We start from the raw sequence: 17,206 nt of genomic DNA on the forward strand, positions 1-17,206 counted from the left end.
AAGAGATCGCATGGCAGGTACTGAAAACAACACAACAGCCATACTGGATGCAGGTACATATGAGATCATCCGGAACCGTTTAAATGAGCAGCGGCAAGACCTGGTGCAGCGTTTGGCAAAACTGAACGTTGCCCGTAAGGAAATATTCAATTCCAAAGGCTTCCAGCTCATCGCCAACCAGCGCATCACCACGGAAAATAACGGTGTGGCGCGCGGCATCATGGCACTCGGTAACCTCACCATATTTGCCTATAACGTTCATTTTGGTTTAAGAGAAGATATCAAACTGAGCGATGTGTTCAGCATCTATAAGTTCAGTGGTAGCCACTTTGAGCCGCAGCCGCTTATACTGATAGAAGATGCAGGCTTCATCACAGATTTTACCAATCTGTACAAATACTACCGCGATTCCATCTTCGCCCGGTTCGTGCGCACGGAAAATTATCTCTACATGATCTTCCAGACGAGCAAGAACCTGGATGACAGAAAAGCATTCAAATGGCTGATAAAAGAACATCAGTTGTTGTATGTGGACGACCGCAGTATTCATGAAGTAAGAACAGCGCCGCAGCACGATTTTGAATGGATCCAGACGGATCTGAGCAATCGCCGCCTCGGCAGGCATCCGCACATTTCAGTGCTGGACAAGGTTTTTATTGAAGCCCTCTACGGCGATATCACCTTCAAAATTGAAAACAACACAGACACGGGAAAAGGTATTTTCTCCGAACCCGTGCTGAACAGTGATCAGCAACTCGATGATGCGCAATATCACTATGCCGATCTGGGCAACCTGATCGCCATTAAAATAAAGCCTTACCAGGAAAATTTTCGCGCGTATATTTTCAATGTACGTACCAAACAGGTAGTACCCATCCCCGCACTGGTAGATGCAGGCGTATTATTGCCGGACAACCAGGGCGTGATCTTCTCCAACGGATATTATCTCCAGAACGGAGAATACAAAATATTCGAATCGGATATTGCCGGACTGGAATTTGTCCGCAGCATTGCGTCACCCAACGGAGAAGATTTTCTGTACATTTTCTACCAGAAAACCACCAATACCTATCTGCTGATGTCGTACAACATGATTGCACAGCAGGTGGAAACGCCTATCATCTGTAACGGCTTCACCGTGTTCAACGATGGTACGCTGGTGTATTTCCGGTCGGAAAACGAAGCGGTAAGGCACCACCAGGTACAGATCTGGCAAACGCCCTATACAGCCGTTCTCCAGGAAAATACTGCCATGAGTGGCAATGTGCTCTACAAGATCGGGAACAAGGATATTGTAAGTGCCATGAGCGAAAGCCAGGAGGTGATCCTGCTGTTGCAGAAGGAGGATAGTTACGAAGATCTGTATGAAGATATTTACAAAAGAGCCAATGACCTGCTGGATGCCTACTTCTGGATAAAGGATGAAGCCACCTTCAATATGGCCGCTCCTTTGGCCAGTATCCGCGAAATTGCGGATACTGCCATCGACGAATTTGCGAAGGTGCAGGCACAGCGCCAGCATGCCCGTGAGGCATTGCAGGCGGTGGAAAAGCGGGTGGAACAGCTGGTGATCGACATTAAGAATGTAACGGTTACCTCCCTGGATCAGTTGGTGGAACTGCTGGCTGCCATCCGCAGCATGCAGGGCGCCGTGATCGATCTGCTCAATATCCGCTACATCAATGTGGATGCTGTAAATGCACTGAAGGAAACGCTGCAGCAATACAACAGCTCACTATCGCAGGACACCATTCAATTCCTGCTGAAAGAAGAAGCGCTGGCGCCTTATGAGGCCAAAGTAGCTGCACAGAAGCAGGTGGTGGCCGGCGTGACCAAAGTGGTGGATGCCATACCGGTAGACAATGCGGTAAAAAACATTGCAGCCGGGCTCGAAATGTTGATCGACATTCTCAACAGCCTCAAAATTGGCGATACCACCCAAACCACCCGGATCGTAGAAAAAATTTCGCTGATCTTCGCTTCACTGAACGAAGTAAAAGCGGACCTGGTACGGGTAACCACGGCGTTGCGTACTAAAGAGTCCACCGGGGAATTCTATGCGTTGTTAACCCTGCTGGATCAAAGCACCGTCAATTTCCTCGATCTCTCCGCCTCTCCGGAAAAGTGCGAAGATTATTTTACAAAGATCAGCGTACAGATCGAAGAGCTGGAAAGCAAATTCTCCGATTTCGAAGAGTTTGTGAACAAGATCGCTGATAAGCGGGATGAAGTGATCAAAGCCTTCAACGGCAAGAAGGAAATGCTGATGGCGCAGATCAGCAAACGCGCTACCGCATTGGAACAGATCGGTGTACGGGTGTTGAAGAACATTGAGAATAAAGCACAGTCGTTCAGCGATAAAGCAAGCATTTACGCCTTCTTTTCCACGGACCTGATGATCGACAAAGTGCGTGATCTTGTGGAGGAATTGAAAGATCTGGGCGATGTGGCCAAAGCAGAAAACCTGGAAAACCTGGTGAAGGTGGCCCAGGAAAGCGCACTCCGCAACCTTCGCGACAAATCGGAATTGTTTGCCGATGGCAACAACATCATATCACTGGGTACGCATAAGTTCGTAGTGAACAAACAGGTGCTGGACCTTACAATTATCCGCCGCAACGAACGCCTGTTCTATCACCTGATCGGTACCAGTTTTTACAAGGAAGTAACGTCCGAAATACTTTATCAGCACCGCGCCATATGGGAGCAGGAACTGATCTCCGAAAACAGTACCGTGTATCGCTCCGAATACCTGGCTTACCAGGCGTTTGCACAAAGCGATTACGAAACATACATCAACGATCGTACAGAGCGCGATTATTCCGCCGCCTACCTTAAAGGTGTGCACAATGCAGATGCGTTGCTCATCACAAAAGGTCTTAAAACATTACAGCAGGAACTGGGCATTCTCCAATTCAATCCCGCCGTACGTGTTGCAGCGCAATTGTTTTGGTTCGCGCTGGAAGATGCTGTGAAGCACAAATTACAACAGCTTATCGCGGCAGCACACACCATCCAGGAAAGCTTCCCGCAAAGCCGCCGCGTACCTTTTGTGGAAAAGGAAATTGCCGACCGGTTTAACCAGTCGTTGCCATCTCCCACACCCGTTGATGCACAGGATGTGGCAGATTACCTGTGCAGGGAATTGGCCGTAACGCCGAACTTCACCTGCAGTCAGCAGGCCGCCCATTTAAAGAAGGAATTCAAAGAATACCTGCAGGCAAAAAAACGCACAGAAGTATTCCTGAAGGAAACGGATAATACGGAATTCAGCACCATAGAGCGTTTTTACATGATCCGCAGCTGGATGCTCGCATTTTTGCAATCTCAGCAGGAAGTGGTGGATGAGCAGTATGTGGACGAGGCCGTTTGTTTGCTCCTCTTCAGGGAGCATACCTGCAAGGAAAAAGCGGCATCAGACAGGCTGGTGCTGGAAGGCCTCAAAGGTACCCACCCGGCTATCGGGGAAGGAGGGAAGTATGTGCTGAATTATCATCTCTTCATGCAAAAGCTGAGCTGGTATTTTGAAACAATTGTGCCGGCTTTTGCTGCGTTCAGCCAACAGAAAGAACAGCTGGTAACGCAGTACAGGCAGCAGCTGAAAGTACGGGAATTTGAACCGAAAGTGCTGAACTCGTTTGTGCGGAACCGTTTGATCAACGAAGTATATTTCCCATTGATCGGTGCCAACCTGGCCAAACAGATCGGCGCAGCAGGCAACGATAAACGTACCGCCAGGATGGGCATGCTGCTGCTGGTTTCACCGCCGGGATATGGTAAGACCACGCTGATGGAGTACCTCGCCAAAACAATGGGACTGCATTTTGTGAAGATCAATGGTCCTACCATCGGGCACAACATCACTTCCATTGATCCGCTGGAGGCTACTACTTCCGGTGCAAGAGAGGAGTTGAAGAAGATCAATCTTTCCTTTGAAATGGCGGATAACGTGATGTTATACATCGATGATATTCAGCACTGCAGCCCGGAATTTTTGCAGAAGTTCATTTCCCTGGCCGATGGGCAGCGTAAAATGGATGGCATTTTCGAAGGCGAAAGCAAAACTTACGACCTGCGTGGTAAGCGCTTTTGCGTAGTGATGGCAGGTAACCCCTACACGGAAAGCGGTGAGCAGTTTAAAATTCCTGACATGCTGGCCAACCGCGCCGATGTGTACAACCTCGGTGATGTAATTGGCGGATCGGGTCACCTTTTCAGGCTGAGCCTGATCGAAAACAGCGTAGCAGAAAATAGCTTTGTACAACGCATTGCCAACCGCAGTTTCGATGATCTGTACAAACTGATTGAAGGCATTGAAACCGGCAACCATCTGATGCCCGAACTGGAAGGCAACTACAGTAAACAGGAATACGATGATGCCGTGGCGGTGCTCAGAAACATTCTCCGCATCCGCGATATTGTGATCCGCGTGAATGAGCAATACATTGCCAGTGCTGCTATGAAAGATGCATACCGTACCGAACCTGCCTTCAAATTGCAGGGTTCTTACCGGAACATGAATAAAATGGCCGGCAAAGTAGTGCCACTCATGAACGTGGAGGAAATTGATACCCTGATCCGCTCGCACTACGAAGGAGAATCACAAACGCTCACTTCCGATGCAGAGGCGAACCTGCTCAGGCTGAAGGAACTTGCAGGTTTTTTGTCTGCTGAAGAAACCGCACGTTGGGAGCACATTAAAGAAGTGTTTCGGAAGAATAACAAGTTCGGCGGACTGGAGGCCAATGATACTTCCGGGCAAATGCTGCTGCAGTTAAGTTCATTTAATGAGCACCTCGAGGCCATTGCCAATGCGATGAGCAAGAAATAATAGAAAGGCCATCTGAGAAATCGGGTGGCCTTTTTTCATTCCCTCTCCCCAATCACATCCTCCCGCAGGATCTTCCTGAAAGTATCAAACTCCTCCAGATGCGGCAAATGTGCGGAATGCTCAAATGCATAAAACTTTTTCAACGGCGCTTGTAAATGATCAAAATAATCTTTTGCCACATCAAAATTTGTCTGCTGATCATGTCTGCCCTGCATAATATAAACAGGAACTTTTTGTTCTGTTAGTAAACTGGCGGGATTCTTTATTATCATATAGTGGCATAAATGAACCAGGGAGAAGGTCAGACCAGTCTGATAATATATTTTATCTGCCATCGTATACTCTTTGCAAATAAATATTGGCTTGTACAGGTCACTATTCTTTCTTGCAACACCATATCGGCCACCCCCAAACCTGAGTACCATTTTCCGCTGGATCCAGAAATAATCAAACCATTCCTGCCCGGATGCCGTTGGCGCTGGCAACTTCAGTTTCTTCAGTTCATCCAGTGCTTGTTGATCATTACGTTTTCTGGCTTCTGCAAGAACAAACGCATATGATCTTTGCTCTGATAAATACTGATCGGCAATTTGACCGATCCCTATATATGCATGATACAATTCAGGATGGTCATGGATCATAAAAGAAGCGAGGAGGGATCCCCATGAATGTCCCATTACATAGATCTTTTCTTTCCCGAACTTCTTTTTCAGATACCGGCTAACTTCTACGCCGTCACTGGTTAACTGATCCAGGGTCATGCTTTCGGGAGGGATCTCCTTTGAGTATGATTTACCGGCGCCACGTTGTTCCCAGTAACAAATGGTGAACAGATCTTCAAGCCCCTTGAATTGTTCTTTCATAAAAGGAAATGTAGACATGCCCGGACCTCCATGAACAAATAAGAGTACCGGGTTGTCCACATTTTTACCGCGTATGATAAGGGATTGTTTAACGTTTCCTATAACAGGCTCTTCAATAACAGCGATGCTGTTAGCTCCGGCAATGGACGATGTTGTTCCCGGACTAAAATACCAAAACACACTAAAAGCAATCACAACAAGCAGCAATATTCCTAAGGCTATAATCTTCTTCATAGAAGATCCTTTATAACATCCAGCATTTTCTTACGCCCATTCTCATCCGGCAACCTCCCATACCCGGCACCCATATTATCCACCAGATGTTTAGGATTCGAAGTCCCAGGTATCACACAATTAACCGCCGGGTGAGCAAGTATATACTTTAGAAAGAACTGCGCCCAGCTATTGATATCATAATCCGTTACCCACTCTGGCAAGGTTTTCCCTTTCACCAGCCCAAATAAAGAACCGGAATCGAATGGCTCATTGATGATAACAGCTACGCCATTATCCTTTGCTGCATTCAACAGGCTACGTTCTGCATGTCGCTCGCTCATGGAGTAATTGAATTGCACAAAGTCCACCGCCTTATCTTTTACAATTTGTTCCAGTTGTGCATGTGCTGCGTCCGTATAATGTGTAACACCCGTATACCGTATTTTACCTTCTTCTTTCCATTGCCGCATTGTTTTCAGGTGCACCCGCCAGTCCTGCAGATTATGCACTTGTAGGAGGTCTATTGTACGGCGCTTCATTTTTTGCATAGAGTCGGTCATCTGTTGGATACCTTCCTGCTGGCCAGTTGTCCATACTTTGGTAGCGTAAAAGTATTTGTCAGCATTACCGGAAGCAGAGGTAAGATCACCTATCACTTCTTCGGCTTTTCCGTACATAGGAGAAGTATCTATCAGTTTGCCACCCATTTCCCGCATGGATTTTAATACGGCAGTCAGTGCAGCATCTTTACCTACATCGAATTGTTGCCAGGTACCAAGCCCAACAACAGGTAGTTTTTCACCCGTAACAGGGATCGTTCGTTGTAACATAGTCGCAGTGGGCCAGGCATTTGCTGTCAATGGTGATACCATCGCACCAAGGGTGCCGACGCTCATTATCTTTATGGCTTCCCGCCTGGATAATTGTCCCATAATGTAAAATAAGTTAATCCAGTACAAAAGTCCCAACTTCCGCCATCCCCGGCTGCGGCTGACTATCATGCCCGGACACCGGTACCAGTTTAAAATACCTGACCTCTTTCCGCACAGGAAGCGTAAAATACTGCTTGTTAGGATAAAGATTCACCAGCTCGATCGTACCAAGACTTTCCCATGTTGCATTGTCATTGCCCACCAATACTTCCATCTCTTTTATTTTCCTGTCACCATCTTTCTGCACAAAAACGAAACCATCCACCGCAAGCGTATCCTGCATATCCACCGCAATCCAATGATTGGGATAGCTGGTAGGTGAAGAAGAATAACGGCAGATCCAGGGCGTAGCTGCATTATTATCTATGATCCGTATCGCGAGCCGGCTGTTGTTAGTTTCTTCTGAACTGAAACCTGCTATCGACCAGTTGTCTTTTTTATAGATATTCCGTATCGGTTCACCGGAAGGTTTATCCACCGGCGTATTGATCTGCACGGGGATCCCAAAATTTGGAGAACCATCTACATTCCAAGTGAATTTTTGTATCCGTGCATTACGGGCTCCGCCGCCAACTGTACTACGCGCATGATAAATGAGCCAGTCTTCCGTACCATCAGGTGATTTGAAAAACCCATTGTGCCCAGGCCCATAAGCACCACTATTCGCATTCATCGAAAAAACAGGCGTGGACGTTTTTACCCAGTCTGCCGGATCCATCGGGTCGCCATTTACGGCAAGGCTTAATAGGCCCAGGCAATAGGTATCCACCCAGTAACCACTGCCGGAGTATACCACCTGCAATTGTCCGTTGGGATTAATGATAGGTTGAGGCCCTTCGTTGATAGCACTGCCATTCTTTTCCCAGGAATAAGTAGGACTGGAGATAGCCACCTTAGGCCCGGAAATTGTCCATGGATCACTCATTTCAGCAATGTAAATACGCTGTGGCGCAGCACCCGCATTGCCACCAGACCATAACATATAGAGTTGTCCTCCATACTCGATCACCGTTCCGTCTATCGCCCATTGATCCGTAGAATCGGCCACTTTCCCTTTCATGACCCAGGTCCCCTGCATAGGGTCCGCGGAACTGTTCTCTACCACATACATGCGATGATTGGCATTCGTGCCGTTATCGGCAGCAAAATAGATGTACCACTTGCCATTGATCTCATGAAGCTCAGGCGCCCAGAGGTTTTTTGAATAAGGCATGCCGGTTGGAGGTATCCAGGCTTCATCGTATTTCGCCGATGCCAGTTCGGACATGGCCGTTGTTTCATAAAGCACCAGTTTGCTTCCCTGCGTATAGGTGAAATAATATTTCCCATTTTTCTGAGACACCCAGGGATCAGCACCGCTCGATTTCAGGGGATTTGTAAAAGTACTTTCAACGATAACATCTTCCGGCGAAACCACACTTAGCAACGATGGTCGCTGCAGGTCGGGAGATATCTTTTTTTGACACGCAGAAAGGAGGGCAAGGCATAATAAGCCCGGTAAAATAGTTTTCATAGCAAATTGGATTAACTAAACGTGAAACATATTCCTAATATACTAAAAGAATATGGGATTTGTACAACAAAAGGAGGAATGACGGGGATCGTGATTGTTACCTACTCCCGTTTTATAGCAGGCCTGAATTCCATTGCCGGATTTTACACCATGCAATTAAATTATAACCAGCAGTTTAAAATGAGTTTCCTGGACAAGCTGGCCCCGGATAATGATAACCTTTTACAAAGGACGGAATTATATAAAAACCTGCTGGTATCAAAAGGTTATACCTCAGGGGAAGCTACAGGTATTTCAAATATGCTGATAGCAAAGTCTACCGGCGTTCAAAGTGAGCTACTGACGATCAGGGCCATTTTTTTAATAGCAGCTATAGCGATGGCCGTTGCTTTTTTCATCCTGATCTTATTTGCAGTTATCAATAAAATAAAGGCGGCGAGGAATAGTAACGATTAAATATTGTAATTTCATTTGCATATGGGATTATTTAATTTCTTAAAGAGGAAAACGGATAATGGAATCCTTAGCCCCACTTTTTTGGAGGGATTCACAGCGCCTGTTCAACATCGTTCCAAATTGGGGGACAAGGAGTGGCGAAGAAAGATCCAGACCGCTTCCGGGCAAACTAAATTCAGGATAAAATATTACGGAAAGAGACATGAAAAATACCCCGAAGTAATAGTAGGTACTGATTTCGCACCTTCTTTAATCTTTGCCGTTGATACCATAACTGGTGATGAAATATTGCTGTTCGACGGATGCAAACATGGATACAATGCTATGTTTTGCGATGTATTTTCTGAAGAACAAATAAAAGAGCGGCCTGTTGATAATATATATGCTGATGCAACCGGGAATGATCTGTTTGAGATCGTGGTTTGCATCTTTAACGGAATGGAAGCAGGCGAACTACCTGGAGTAGCTGATGAAAATGGATTAATTGAATTGATAAATGGAAGCAGGATACCCCTGGAAGAAGTAAGGCGTAATGCTTTTGATACAATTTTTATAACCGTAACTAATCCAGACGGAATAACTTATATGATCGTTTCCGAAGAGCTGGCTTAACCTGGTCACCTTAATCCTTTCAATATATTCTTCTTCCTCGCTTCCTCTTTTAACTCCAATGCCAGCTCATTGCCGGGCACTATTTCCAGTACTTTATCAAAGTCAGCGATCGCTTTTCTGTATTCTTTCAGGTTCCTCAAAACGAGGCCTCTGATGATGTAATACGCAGGAGCATCTGATTCAAGTATTATCGCTTTGTCCAGATCAGGGAGCGCTTTCTGATGCTCTCCCAGATCATTCCATGCAGATCCCCGGCCATAATAGCTGATAGCGAGATCAGGGTCTAAGGATATCGCTTTACCGAAATCAGCCATTGCTGGTGTAACCTGCTCAAAAGAAGCATAAGAGATTCCTCTGTGGGCATAGAATCGGGCATCATTTGGATTAAGTGATATAGCTTTGTCAAAATCATTAATAGCTTTTTGATAAGCTTCCTTATTGTCCCAAACCAGTGCACGGTTGTAGTAAGCCAATTCATAATTGGGATCGATGGCAATTGCCTGGTCGTAATCTGCTAATTCTTTTTTTTGATTCCCTTTTGCAGCCCAACAAAGACCTCTGTGCATATAGGCGGAAGCATAATCACTCTTTAGCTTGATGGCTTTAGTATAATCCTTAATGGCCTTGTCATACTCCTCTATATCATACAGGAAACCAGCTCTTTCCTTATAAACTTTCGCCGTATCCGGACTAACCTTAACAGCCGCATCATAGTCTTCCTGTGCTTTCTCAAATTCCTGCATATGCGCAAGCCAGCAGCCACGATTAATATAAGATTCGTACCGATGCTCCAGTGCTATTGCCTCTCCATAATCTGCTATGGCTTTCAGGTAATCCTTTTTGTTGACCCAGGCAATACCCCGTGCGTTAAAGGCTGCTGCAGAAGGAGAGAGTTCAATGGAACGGGTAAGATCATCAATGGCCTTATCATATTCTTCTTCCTCATTCCATATTTCACCCCGGTACAATAAAGCATCTTCATTGCCGGCATTAAGCGCGATGGCTTTATCGAATTGAACGATGGCCTTATCATTCTCATCCATTAGATAAAAGGCAAAACCCGCTTCATAGTAAAGTGCATCATGCTGATGGAAGGAGAGGACTTCTTCCGTGAGCAGATCAATTACCTCCTGGTATTTTTCCTCTTTATTAAGATTTTGGGCAGTAAGTAGTAATTCTTTCATAATCTTCCTTTACGAATATCAGTTTCGTCTTTATTGCTCTTTCCAATGTTACACACATTGCAAAGCGTTTGGTAATTGGTGATCTCATTCTTTCCTCCTTTAGACCGGGGGATGATATGATCTACTTCCAGCCAGATATGATCATCCGCATTTTTGCCACAGGCTACACATTTCCAGCTATCCCGTTGAAACACCTGCCAGCGCATGGAGGGCATTACTTTAATACGCCTGGCAGCAGATTCCTTTGCCTGGTCCAGCAGGGCCTGATCATTTTCTTTCGCTTTTCTTTTTTCCTGGTAGTCTTCTACCAGGTCATCTACATCAGCTTCCCATATAACATCATTCATGTTTTTGAGTAAGGATAGAAAGCGTTCGGGCTCCCCCTTTGCTATCCGGACGAAGCTGTCATAAATGGGGAACATGAACATCAGGTCAAACACTTTGCGCATAATGCGCTTATTATCCAATGGAAAGGAGAAAGGTTTCCCTTCAAAGATGATCTTGTTATAATTGGTGGCATGAGACCATTTCAGGATGGCCGATAACGGTGTCATGGGAGGGAATTCATCCATGAAATGCGGATTCCAGTAAGAGTATTCAGCCCGGTGTAAGATGGCCATGATTTCCTCGTTATACTGAAGTGCAAAGTCGAAGAACTTTGCAAATGTTTCTTTTGTATAGGTAGGGCGGGAGAGGTGAAGGCTGGTGCTGATACCAAACCGGTCGAGGGTAAGGCTCATACCGAATGGAACAATAGAAACAGGTGTGCCATCCGGCTTTTGCAGACCAGGCCAGTAACCTTCCTGGCGGCGCCCGCTTATTTCAATAGCTGCCTCGTGATAGTTCTTTTTAACATCTACCACCCGTTTATGCGTCCTGAAATGAGGAGATAATGTAAAGGAAGAATCTTCTAATACTTCTACACCATAGCAATCCCGGATCAATTCCACCAGGTAATTGCAGGCAACTTCCAGTTTAGGGAGGATGGAATGTCTTAAGGCTTCCGCTTTTATCAGGATATCGTCTACCAGGAATATATTCTGGTCTTCTTCATCAAATGAAATATCATCTATTTCCATAGAGGATTGGTTGTTTTGGGATATGCATTAAAAACGAAATATATGATAAAATCCCAAAAAAACACCAATCCTATTGAATGTAAATGTTCCTTACCCCGGCCAATTAACCTTTTTAAACAACTGGGTAGAGTCGCCCTTGGTAATTTTGATCTGTATATGATCCAGTATTGCAATGATCAGTGTATCGTTGGGCAAACGTATTTCGAGGCTATCCGGGTTATTGAAAGTCCTGATGTGAAACGTTCCCTGTTCTGTTGCACCAAGGGTAGCGTCGAGTTTGCGGTAAATACTATCCCGGGAATAGAATTCATAAGCCTCCTGCCCCCAGCGGTTATCAATCCTTGCTCTCCAGACACCGTCGATAGAAAAGGAGAGTTGCTGTTTATCAATGGGAGGATCTTCCGCTTTGTTTTTCTTACAGGCAGCAAAAGCAAGGACGATTAAGGTAAGGATAAGTATAGATTTCCGCATACTAGTATGTTAATATGCGTGAAACGGAGAAGTCGTAGAAAAGTTACAGGGAATTAATAGCACGATAACTTTATGCAGTAGGATCCACTTCAGCCGCCAATTTATTATCCGTGTAGAATTTATCACGGTGAGCAACGAATGCTTCAGATAATTCTTTGATAACGTTGAGGCTGGAATCCACCTCATCCTGGATGTCCGATAACTTTTCATCTAAAAAGCCCACACCTAATGTAATGTTATCTGCCGCTATCTGGGATACTTTTTTCAACACTGATGTCTGACTGTTTTGGAGATCTTCCAGTTCCCGTTGGATCTTATCCATCAGTTCAAGTTTCTGTAGATTTTGCATATGATACATTCCTTTAAAATGGAATCAGTCTGTTTAATGCAAAAACCTTACCAGCAAACTACTGTTGTTTTAATGATCACATCTTTTCTTCCACTGCTCTCCGCACAGTTTTAGCCTCCTGTTCCGAATAACCATCCAGTACAATGGTAAAGATCCCTGTCTTAATGCTGCTGGCATTATCTACAACATATAAAAGCTTATTAGCGAGGACCAGTGCAAGTTTAGGATGTAAGGGATGGCCTGTTCCGGCTTTCAGATCTTCTGTGCCTTTGGCATCAAATTCCATCCGTAAAGAAAAATATGGCTTCCCCTCGAAATTGTCTTCCTCAAGTTTCGTTTTATGAATATTATCGACAGAGGCAAAAGGAGTCTTTGCGATATAAAACGTTTCCGTTGAGTTTTTTCGCTGCATTTTTACCCCGTCTTGAGGATCTGCAAGGAAATAAAAACCGGTTCGCATATAGGAAGTATCAACCGGTTTGGGCGAATGACTGTTGTTGCAGGAAAGGATAAGGGGTATTAAACACAGGTACATCAATTGTTTCATAAAATTATATTTGGATCAATTATTTTCATCAATCTCTCATAACGGAAGTTTGATACAACAACATCTTTCAAACCTTCCAGGTCATTTCTACTCAGTTTAAAGTCCATCTTTCTGGGCAACTCTACATTCCGCACCACATCCCGGCAATAAGTAACATCAATATCATCCCCTGTATAATCCATGCTGAAGATAATGATCTTGTTCTGCATATTGAAAAGCTCGATGTAAGCATATAAAACACCAGTGTCTTTGCTACCATGCAGATGTACGATATGGGAAACCTCATTATCAGAAGGTTCCTCATTCAAAGGAAGATAGTCATGCAAAATATCTTCAGCAACACTTTCCCCTTTTACAAAAGCCCTCACCCGATCGCAGTACTGCTTCGGGTAACCTTTCGATAAATAATAATTGAGGCAGATCTTCGCAATGGCGCGTTGATAGTCTATACTGTTCACTATCACTTTATCAGAAGAAACACTCCCCGAATGTGTTCCACGATCCAGCGGGATATTTAACAAACGCCCAAAAACACCCAGCTGTTTCACCAGTTCCCGGTCAATTGTTTTCCCGAATTCTTTATTACAGGTCTGGCATAAGAGGTTATAGCCCTTCTTAAAACCACCGATAGAAGCATTGATAATATGCTCTACGGACCTGTTTTTCCTGTTCAGGATCACACCACAATTGTAACAGTTCATGCGTAATATTACATCTTTTCATTCGTATTTATCTAAAGCCCCATGCACCACCGTTAGTGAATTTCTAAACCCGCTATACACTCCCCTTAGATGTTTTCGATATTTGCCAAATACGCAATACCAGCGCGGTTATTATCGTAAATTTGTGTATTTAACCAAACAATCTTATACAATGGGAAAACAAGTCAGTATCGTAAAGTACACCGGTAAAGTCGACAACATGGTCGGCTATTACCACAAAGGGAAGTTATACTTCCGCAGCATGCCGGAACAGGTGAACAGGAGTGAGGCCACCAAACTCGCTGCCATTGATTTTGGCACTGCCAGCAAGTCCGGAAAACTGGTCAGGGATGCATTAAAGCAGGAATTGAGTATCCGCCACGACAGCGATCTCACTAACCGCCTGAATGCCGCCATGATGAAAGTCCTCTATGCCGGCAACCAGGAACGGGGCAACAGGAGTATTCTTCGAAAACATGTATCCATGTTGGTGGGTTTAAAGCTCAATAACGCCACCGAGCTGAGCAAACTGCTGCCCTTTACACCGAAGGTGGTGCAGGACGGCAATAGCCTCCGCATCGCTATCCCTGCACTCTCGTCAGAGGACATCCTCCACACCAAAAACACCACACACATTGAGATCAAGGCTATCACCGCAGGTCTGAACTTTAATGAGGGCAACCGCCAGGATGCCGTATCGGATAAAGTAATGATCGATTTCAGGCAACCTGCCGTTGCCACTGAACTGATCCTGCCTTTTAAAGCAGGCGATGATGAAACCGTTGTGGTATTACAGGTGAAAGCATTCAAGGAAGAACAGGGAAAGCTGTGTGCATTGGGGAACCGCAAATACTTTGCGGCAGATATCATTGATATCATTCCTTCTTTGGAGGAAGTGCCGGAAAGAAAGGAGTATAGCACCATGCCGGAGCACAAAGCACACCAAATGGCGCATAGCTATTTCGCCGTACCACAATTAGAATAGCATAAAAGGAGGCGGGTGACAAAAAGTAACGTGAAGTGAGCACCTCCGCCAGGATAACTATATCAACCCGGCAAAAAATGCCCTAATTTTGAAGGACACAAGCGCAAACAAAGCCCTTTTTTTAAAGTTCGCCCCAAAGATCTGCTCCAAAAAACAAAATCCCCTCAAAAATACATCCACCAACCAGGATCACCCCTGATCAACAACCCTTCAACACCTCATCAACACCATGTCCACCAACCTCAGGGTTTCCTCGGCTCTGCCCCATGTCTGTCCTATATCTCTCCCATATCCCATGCCCCATGATCACTACCAGAAAGCTTCTTCCTGAAAAGAATGTCGGTTTTTTCCAAAACAGGTATCAAACACCCTCCCTACATTTGTAATATGATCAGATTCGCATACACCATCCTCTATGTGAGGGACGTAACAGCATCCATTACATTCTACGAGAAGGCATTTGGCTTTTCCAGGAAATTCATCACGCCGGACAATACCTATGGAGAACTCCTCACAGGGGAAACAACACTTTCCTTTGCGGCCATTACATTAGCCGTAACAAATCTAAAAGATGGTTTCATTGAAAGCAGTAATGCTAACAAACCATTTGCACAGGAAATTGGCTTTACCACAGATAATGTAGAAGAAGTCTATAAAAAAGCGATCAAAGCCGGTGCCATACCGGAAGCACCAGCTAAATTTAAACCACAGGGGCAAACGGTGGCTTATGTGAGGGATATTGATGGCTTTTTAATTGAGATCTGTACCCCCATGTAGCAGTTCATGAATGCAAAATAACGCTTTTGCCGTTTCCTTAACCTTTTGATAATATCCTCCTGATATCTTTGCCCGCAGGTAAAAGATACAGCAGCGCATGAACGACACGGAATTATGGCAACAGGTAAAGCAGGACAACCGTTCTGCTTTCGATCAGGTATACCACCGGTATGCGGCTCCGCTGTTTGCCATGGCCTACAAACATATCCGTAGCCGTGCAGATGCAGAGGATATCATCCAGGAAGTATTCCTGGATATCTGGGAAAAACGGAAGGAGATCCTTATACAACATTCTCTCTTCAATTACCTCTACAGCACGGTGCGTTACAGAACGCTGCGGTATATAAAAGCAAACGACGCCCGCCCCGAAAGCCTGGACCTGTTACAGGAGTTGCTAAATAACGCAACACAGCCCGAAATTTATACGGATGCACAGATCCGCAGCATCGATATGTCCGTAGCCGGTGAGATTGCCGGGCTGCCGGAACAAATGAAAAAAGTATACCTGCTGAATACAGAAGGAGGTAAGAGCATCCCGGAAATTGCGGACCTGCTGCTGATCTCCCCCCATACAGTAAGGAACCATCTTTCCAAAGTGCGTAAACGCCTGCGCCACGTCATTTCCCGGTTCACCGCCTTATTTTTTTCCTTCTGATCTTGCCAATGTTACCAAATCATTAACTCCATTTTCGGGAGTAGTCAGCTTTTGCATTTTGTGCTCTATCCCAATGAAGGAACACATTATGCAAACAGAACAACGTTTCAGAGAACTGCTGGACCGGTATATCGCCGGTACCTGCACACCACAAGAAAAAACCATCATAGAAGAATGGTTTGAAAAAGGTGGTGATGTAAATAAAGCAGATCTCCATCTTAGCGCAGCCGATGAATCCCGGCTGCTGGCAAACATTCACCGCAAACAGGGAGCCAGGCTAAGAACCCTGCTACGTACAGCGGCCATATGGGCTGGTATACTGATCGCCACCGGTCTGGGTATCTGGAAAGCCACGGAAAAGCCTGAAAACATCCAGCCTGTATTTATGGCTATTGCTACAGGCAAAGGAGAAATAAAACAGGTGACCTTGCCGGATGGTTCGGTAGTATTGCTCAATGCCAATTCAAGACTGTACTATCACCCGGATTTTTCCAGCCACCGCCAGCTGCGGCTTTCAGGAGAAGCATTGTTCACCGTCACGCACGACAAGTCTCACCCGTTTACCGTACTCACCGCTGATAGTTTATCTACCACTGTACTCGGAACGCAATTCAATATCAACAGCTACGACAAAGGAGACGACATACAGATCAGCGTGTTATCCGGCAAGGTAGCCGTTAAAAAACCAGGGAGTTTGCCGGATACGCTCATCAAAGCACAGGCCCTGCGCTACCATAAAGCAGACGGGAAATTTGCCGTGTTGCACGATGTAACTACTGAAACCAACTGGTCGAAGGGCCAATGGGAATATGAGAACGTACGGTTCAGTGACCTGGCCCTTCTGCTGGAAAACCAGTACGGAATTACACTCACTTCCCTGTTGGACCCTAAGGAACTGCAAACCAATGTCAGCATCAACTTTTCCAAAAAGCAAACTGCCCGCGAGATCATGGAAGTGTTTTGCAGCCTGGCAGGTTGCCGTTTCCGGATGCTGAGCCCGGAAAAAATAGAGATCTATTGACCATTATAAAAGCA

The 17,206-nt window shown here is 45.3% G+C and carries 16 protein-coding genes; 7 read left to right on the forward strand and 9 right to left on the reverse strand.

What is annotated here, in order from left to right; all coding sequences use genetic code 11:
- Nucleotides 1–10 precede the first annotated feature (10 nt).
- Nucleotides 11–4,831 (forward strand): DNA repair ATPase, encoded by a 4,821-nt coding sequence (locus GFS24_RS03140; RefSeq protein WP_153658114.1) that lies wholly within the window; start codon nt 11–13, stop codon nt 4,829–4,831.
- A gap of 35 nt (nt 4,832–4,866) precedes the next feature.
- On the opposite strand, the gene GFS24_RS03145 is transcribed toward GFS24_RS03140, so the two are convergent.
- From GFS24_RS03145 to GFS24_RS03155, 3 genes are read right to left on the reverse strand one after another with little or no spacing between them, the layout of a single operon-like run.
- Nucleotides 4,867–5,928, reverse strand: coding sequence for an alpha/beta fold hydrolase (locus tag GFS24_RS03145; RefSeq protein ID WP_153658115.1), 1,062 nt, complete (start codon nt 5,926–5,928; stop codon nt 4,867–4,869).
- Complete coding sequence (locus GFS24_RS03150; RefSeq protein ID WP_153658116.1) at nt 5,925–6,842, reverse strand: aldo/keto reductase; 918 nt, start codon at nt 6,840–6,842, stop codon at nt 5,925–5,927. Before GFS24_RS03150 ends, GFS24_RS03145 begins: the two co-directional genes overlap by 4 nt.
- 13 nt (nt 6,843–6,855) lie before the next feature.
- Nucleotides 6,856–8,355: a family 43 glycosylhydrolase gene (locus tag GFS24_RS03155; protein ID WP_153658117.1), complete on the reverse strand. Its 1,500-nt coding sequence runs from the start codon at nt 8,353–8,355 to the stop codon at nt 6,856–6,858.
- 21 nt (nt 8,356–8,376) lie between these two features.
- Here GFS24_RS03155 and GFS24_RS03160 point away from each other — a divergent pair, with 21 nt between their 5' ends.
- Together GFS24_RS03160 and GFS24_RS03165 are read left to right on the forward strand one after the other, a co-directional pair.
- A complete protein-coding gene (locus tag GFS24_RS03160; protein ID WP_153658118.1) occupies nt 8,377–8,811 on the forward strand; it encodes a hypothetical protein in 435 nt (144 codons plus the stop codon).
- A 21-nt stretch (nt 8,812–8,832) separates the two neighbouring features.
- Nucleotides 8,833–9,423: a hypothetical protein gene (locus GFS24_RS03165; protein ID WP_153658119.1), complete on the forward strand. Its 591-nt coding sequence runs from the start codon at nt 8,833–8,835 to the stop codon at nt 9,421–9,423.
- 5 nt (nt 9,424–9,428) lie between these two features.
- On the opposite strand, the gene GFS24_RS03170 is transcribed toward GFS24_RS03165, so the two are convergent.
- The 6 genes from GFS24_RS03170 to GFS24_RS03195 form a co-directional block, all read right to left on the reverse strand.
- The gene (locus tag GFS24_RS03170; protein WP_153658120.1) at nt 9,429–10,607 is read right to left on the reverse strand and encodes a tetratricopeptide repeat protein; all 1,179 of its coding nucleotides are present in this window, start codon (nt 10,605–10,607) and stop codon (nt 9,429–9,431) included.
- Entirely contained in the window at nt 10,604–11,686 is a 1,083-nt protein-coding gene (locus tag GFS24_RS29055; protein WP_216647347.1) for an HNH endonuclease, read from the reverse strand. Before GFS24_RS29055 ends, GFS24_RS03170 begins: the two co-directional genes overlap by 4 nt.
- A 90-nt stretch (nt 11,687–11,776) precedes the next feature.
- Nucleotides 11,777–12,157 carry a hypothetical protein gene (locus GFS24_RS03180; protein WP_153658121.1) on the reverse strand — a complete coding sequence of 127 codons (381 nt, stop codon included), beginning with the start codon at nt 12,155–12,157 and terminating at the stop codon, nt 11,777–11,779.
- A 70-nt stretch (nt 12,158–12,227) separates the two neighbouring features.
- On the reverse strand, nt 12,228–12,506 hold the full coding sequence (locus GFS24_RS03185) for a hypothetical protein (protein WP_153658122.1): 279 nt from the start codon (nt 12,504–12,506) through the stop codon (nt 12,228–12,230).
- Between the two features lie 76 nt (nt 12,507–12,582).
- Nucleotides 12,583–13,053, reverse strand: a complete 471-nt coding sequence (locus tag GFS24_RS03190; RefSeq protein ID WP_153658123.1) for a hypothetical protein — start codon at nt 13,051–13,053, stop codon at nt 12,583–12,585.
- Nucleotides 13,050–13,754 (reverse strand): HNH endonuclease, encoded by a 705-nt coding sequence (locus GFS24_RS03195; RefSeq protein WP_153658124.1) that lies wholly within the window; start codon nt 13,752–13,754, stop codon nt 13,050–13,052. Before GFS24_RS03195 ends, GFS24_RS03190 begins: the two co-directional genes overlap by 4 nt.
- Before the next feature lie 172 nt (nt 13,755–13,926).
- Between GFS24_RS03195 and GFS24_RS03200 the strand changes: the two genes are divergently transcribed.
- The 4 genes from GFS24_RS03200 to GFS24_RS03215 all read left to right on the forward strand — a co-directional run bounded on the left by GFS24_RS03200 (nt 13,927) and on the right by GFS24_RS03215 (nt 17,192).
- Nucleotides 13,927–14,739, forward strand: a complete 813-nt coding sequence (locus GFS24_RS03200; RefSeq protein WP_153658125.1) for a hypothetical protein — start codon at nt 13,927–13,929, stop codon at nt 14,737–14,739.
- A gap of 387 nt (nt 14,740–15,126) precedes the next feature.
- On the forward strand, nt 15,127–15,516 hold the full coding sequence (locus tag GFS24_RS03205) for a VOC family protein (RefSeq protein ID WP_153658126.1): 390 nt from the start codon (nt 15,127–15,129) through the stop codon (nt 15,514–15,516).
- A 97-nt stretch (nt 15,517–15,613) separates the two neighbouring features.
- On the forward strand, nt 15,614–16,171 hold the full coding sequence (locus GFS24_RS03210; protein WP_153658127.1) for an RNA polymerase sigma factor: 558 nt from the start codon (nt 15,614–15,616) through the stop codon (nt 16,169–16,171).
- 73 nt (nt 16,172–16,244) lie between these two features.
- Nucleotides 16,245–17,192 (forward strand): FecR family protein, encoded by a 948-nt coding sequence (locus GFS24_RS03215; RefSeq protein WP_153658128.1) that lies wholly within the window; start codon nt 16,245–16,247, stop codon nt 17,190–17,192.
- Nucleotides 17,193–17,206: the final 14 nt, after the last annotated feature.

It is taken from the genome of Chitinophaga sp. SYP-B3965 (assembly GCF_009647655.1).
GTDB lineage: Bacteria > Bacteroidota > Bacteroidia > Chitinophagales > Chitinophagaceae > Chitinophaga.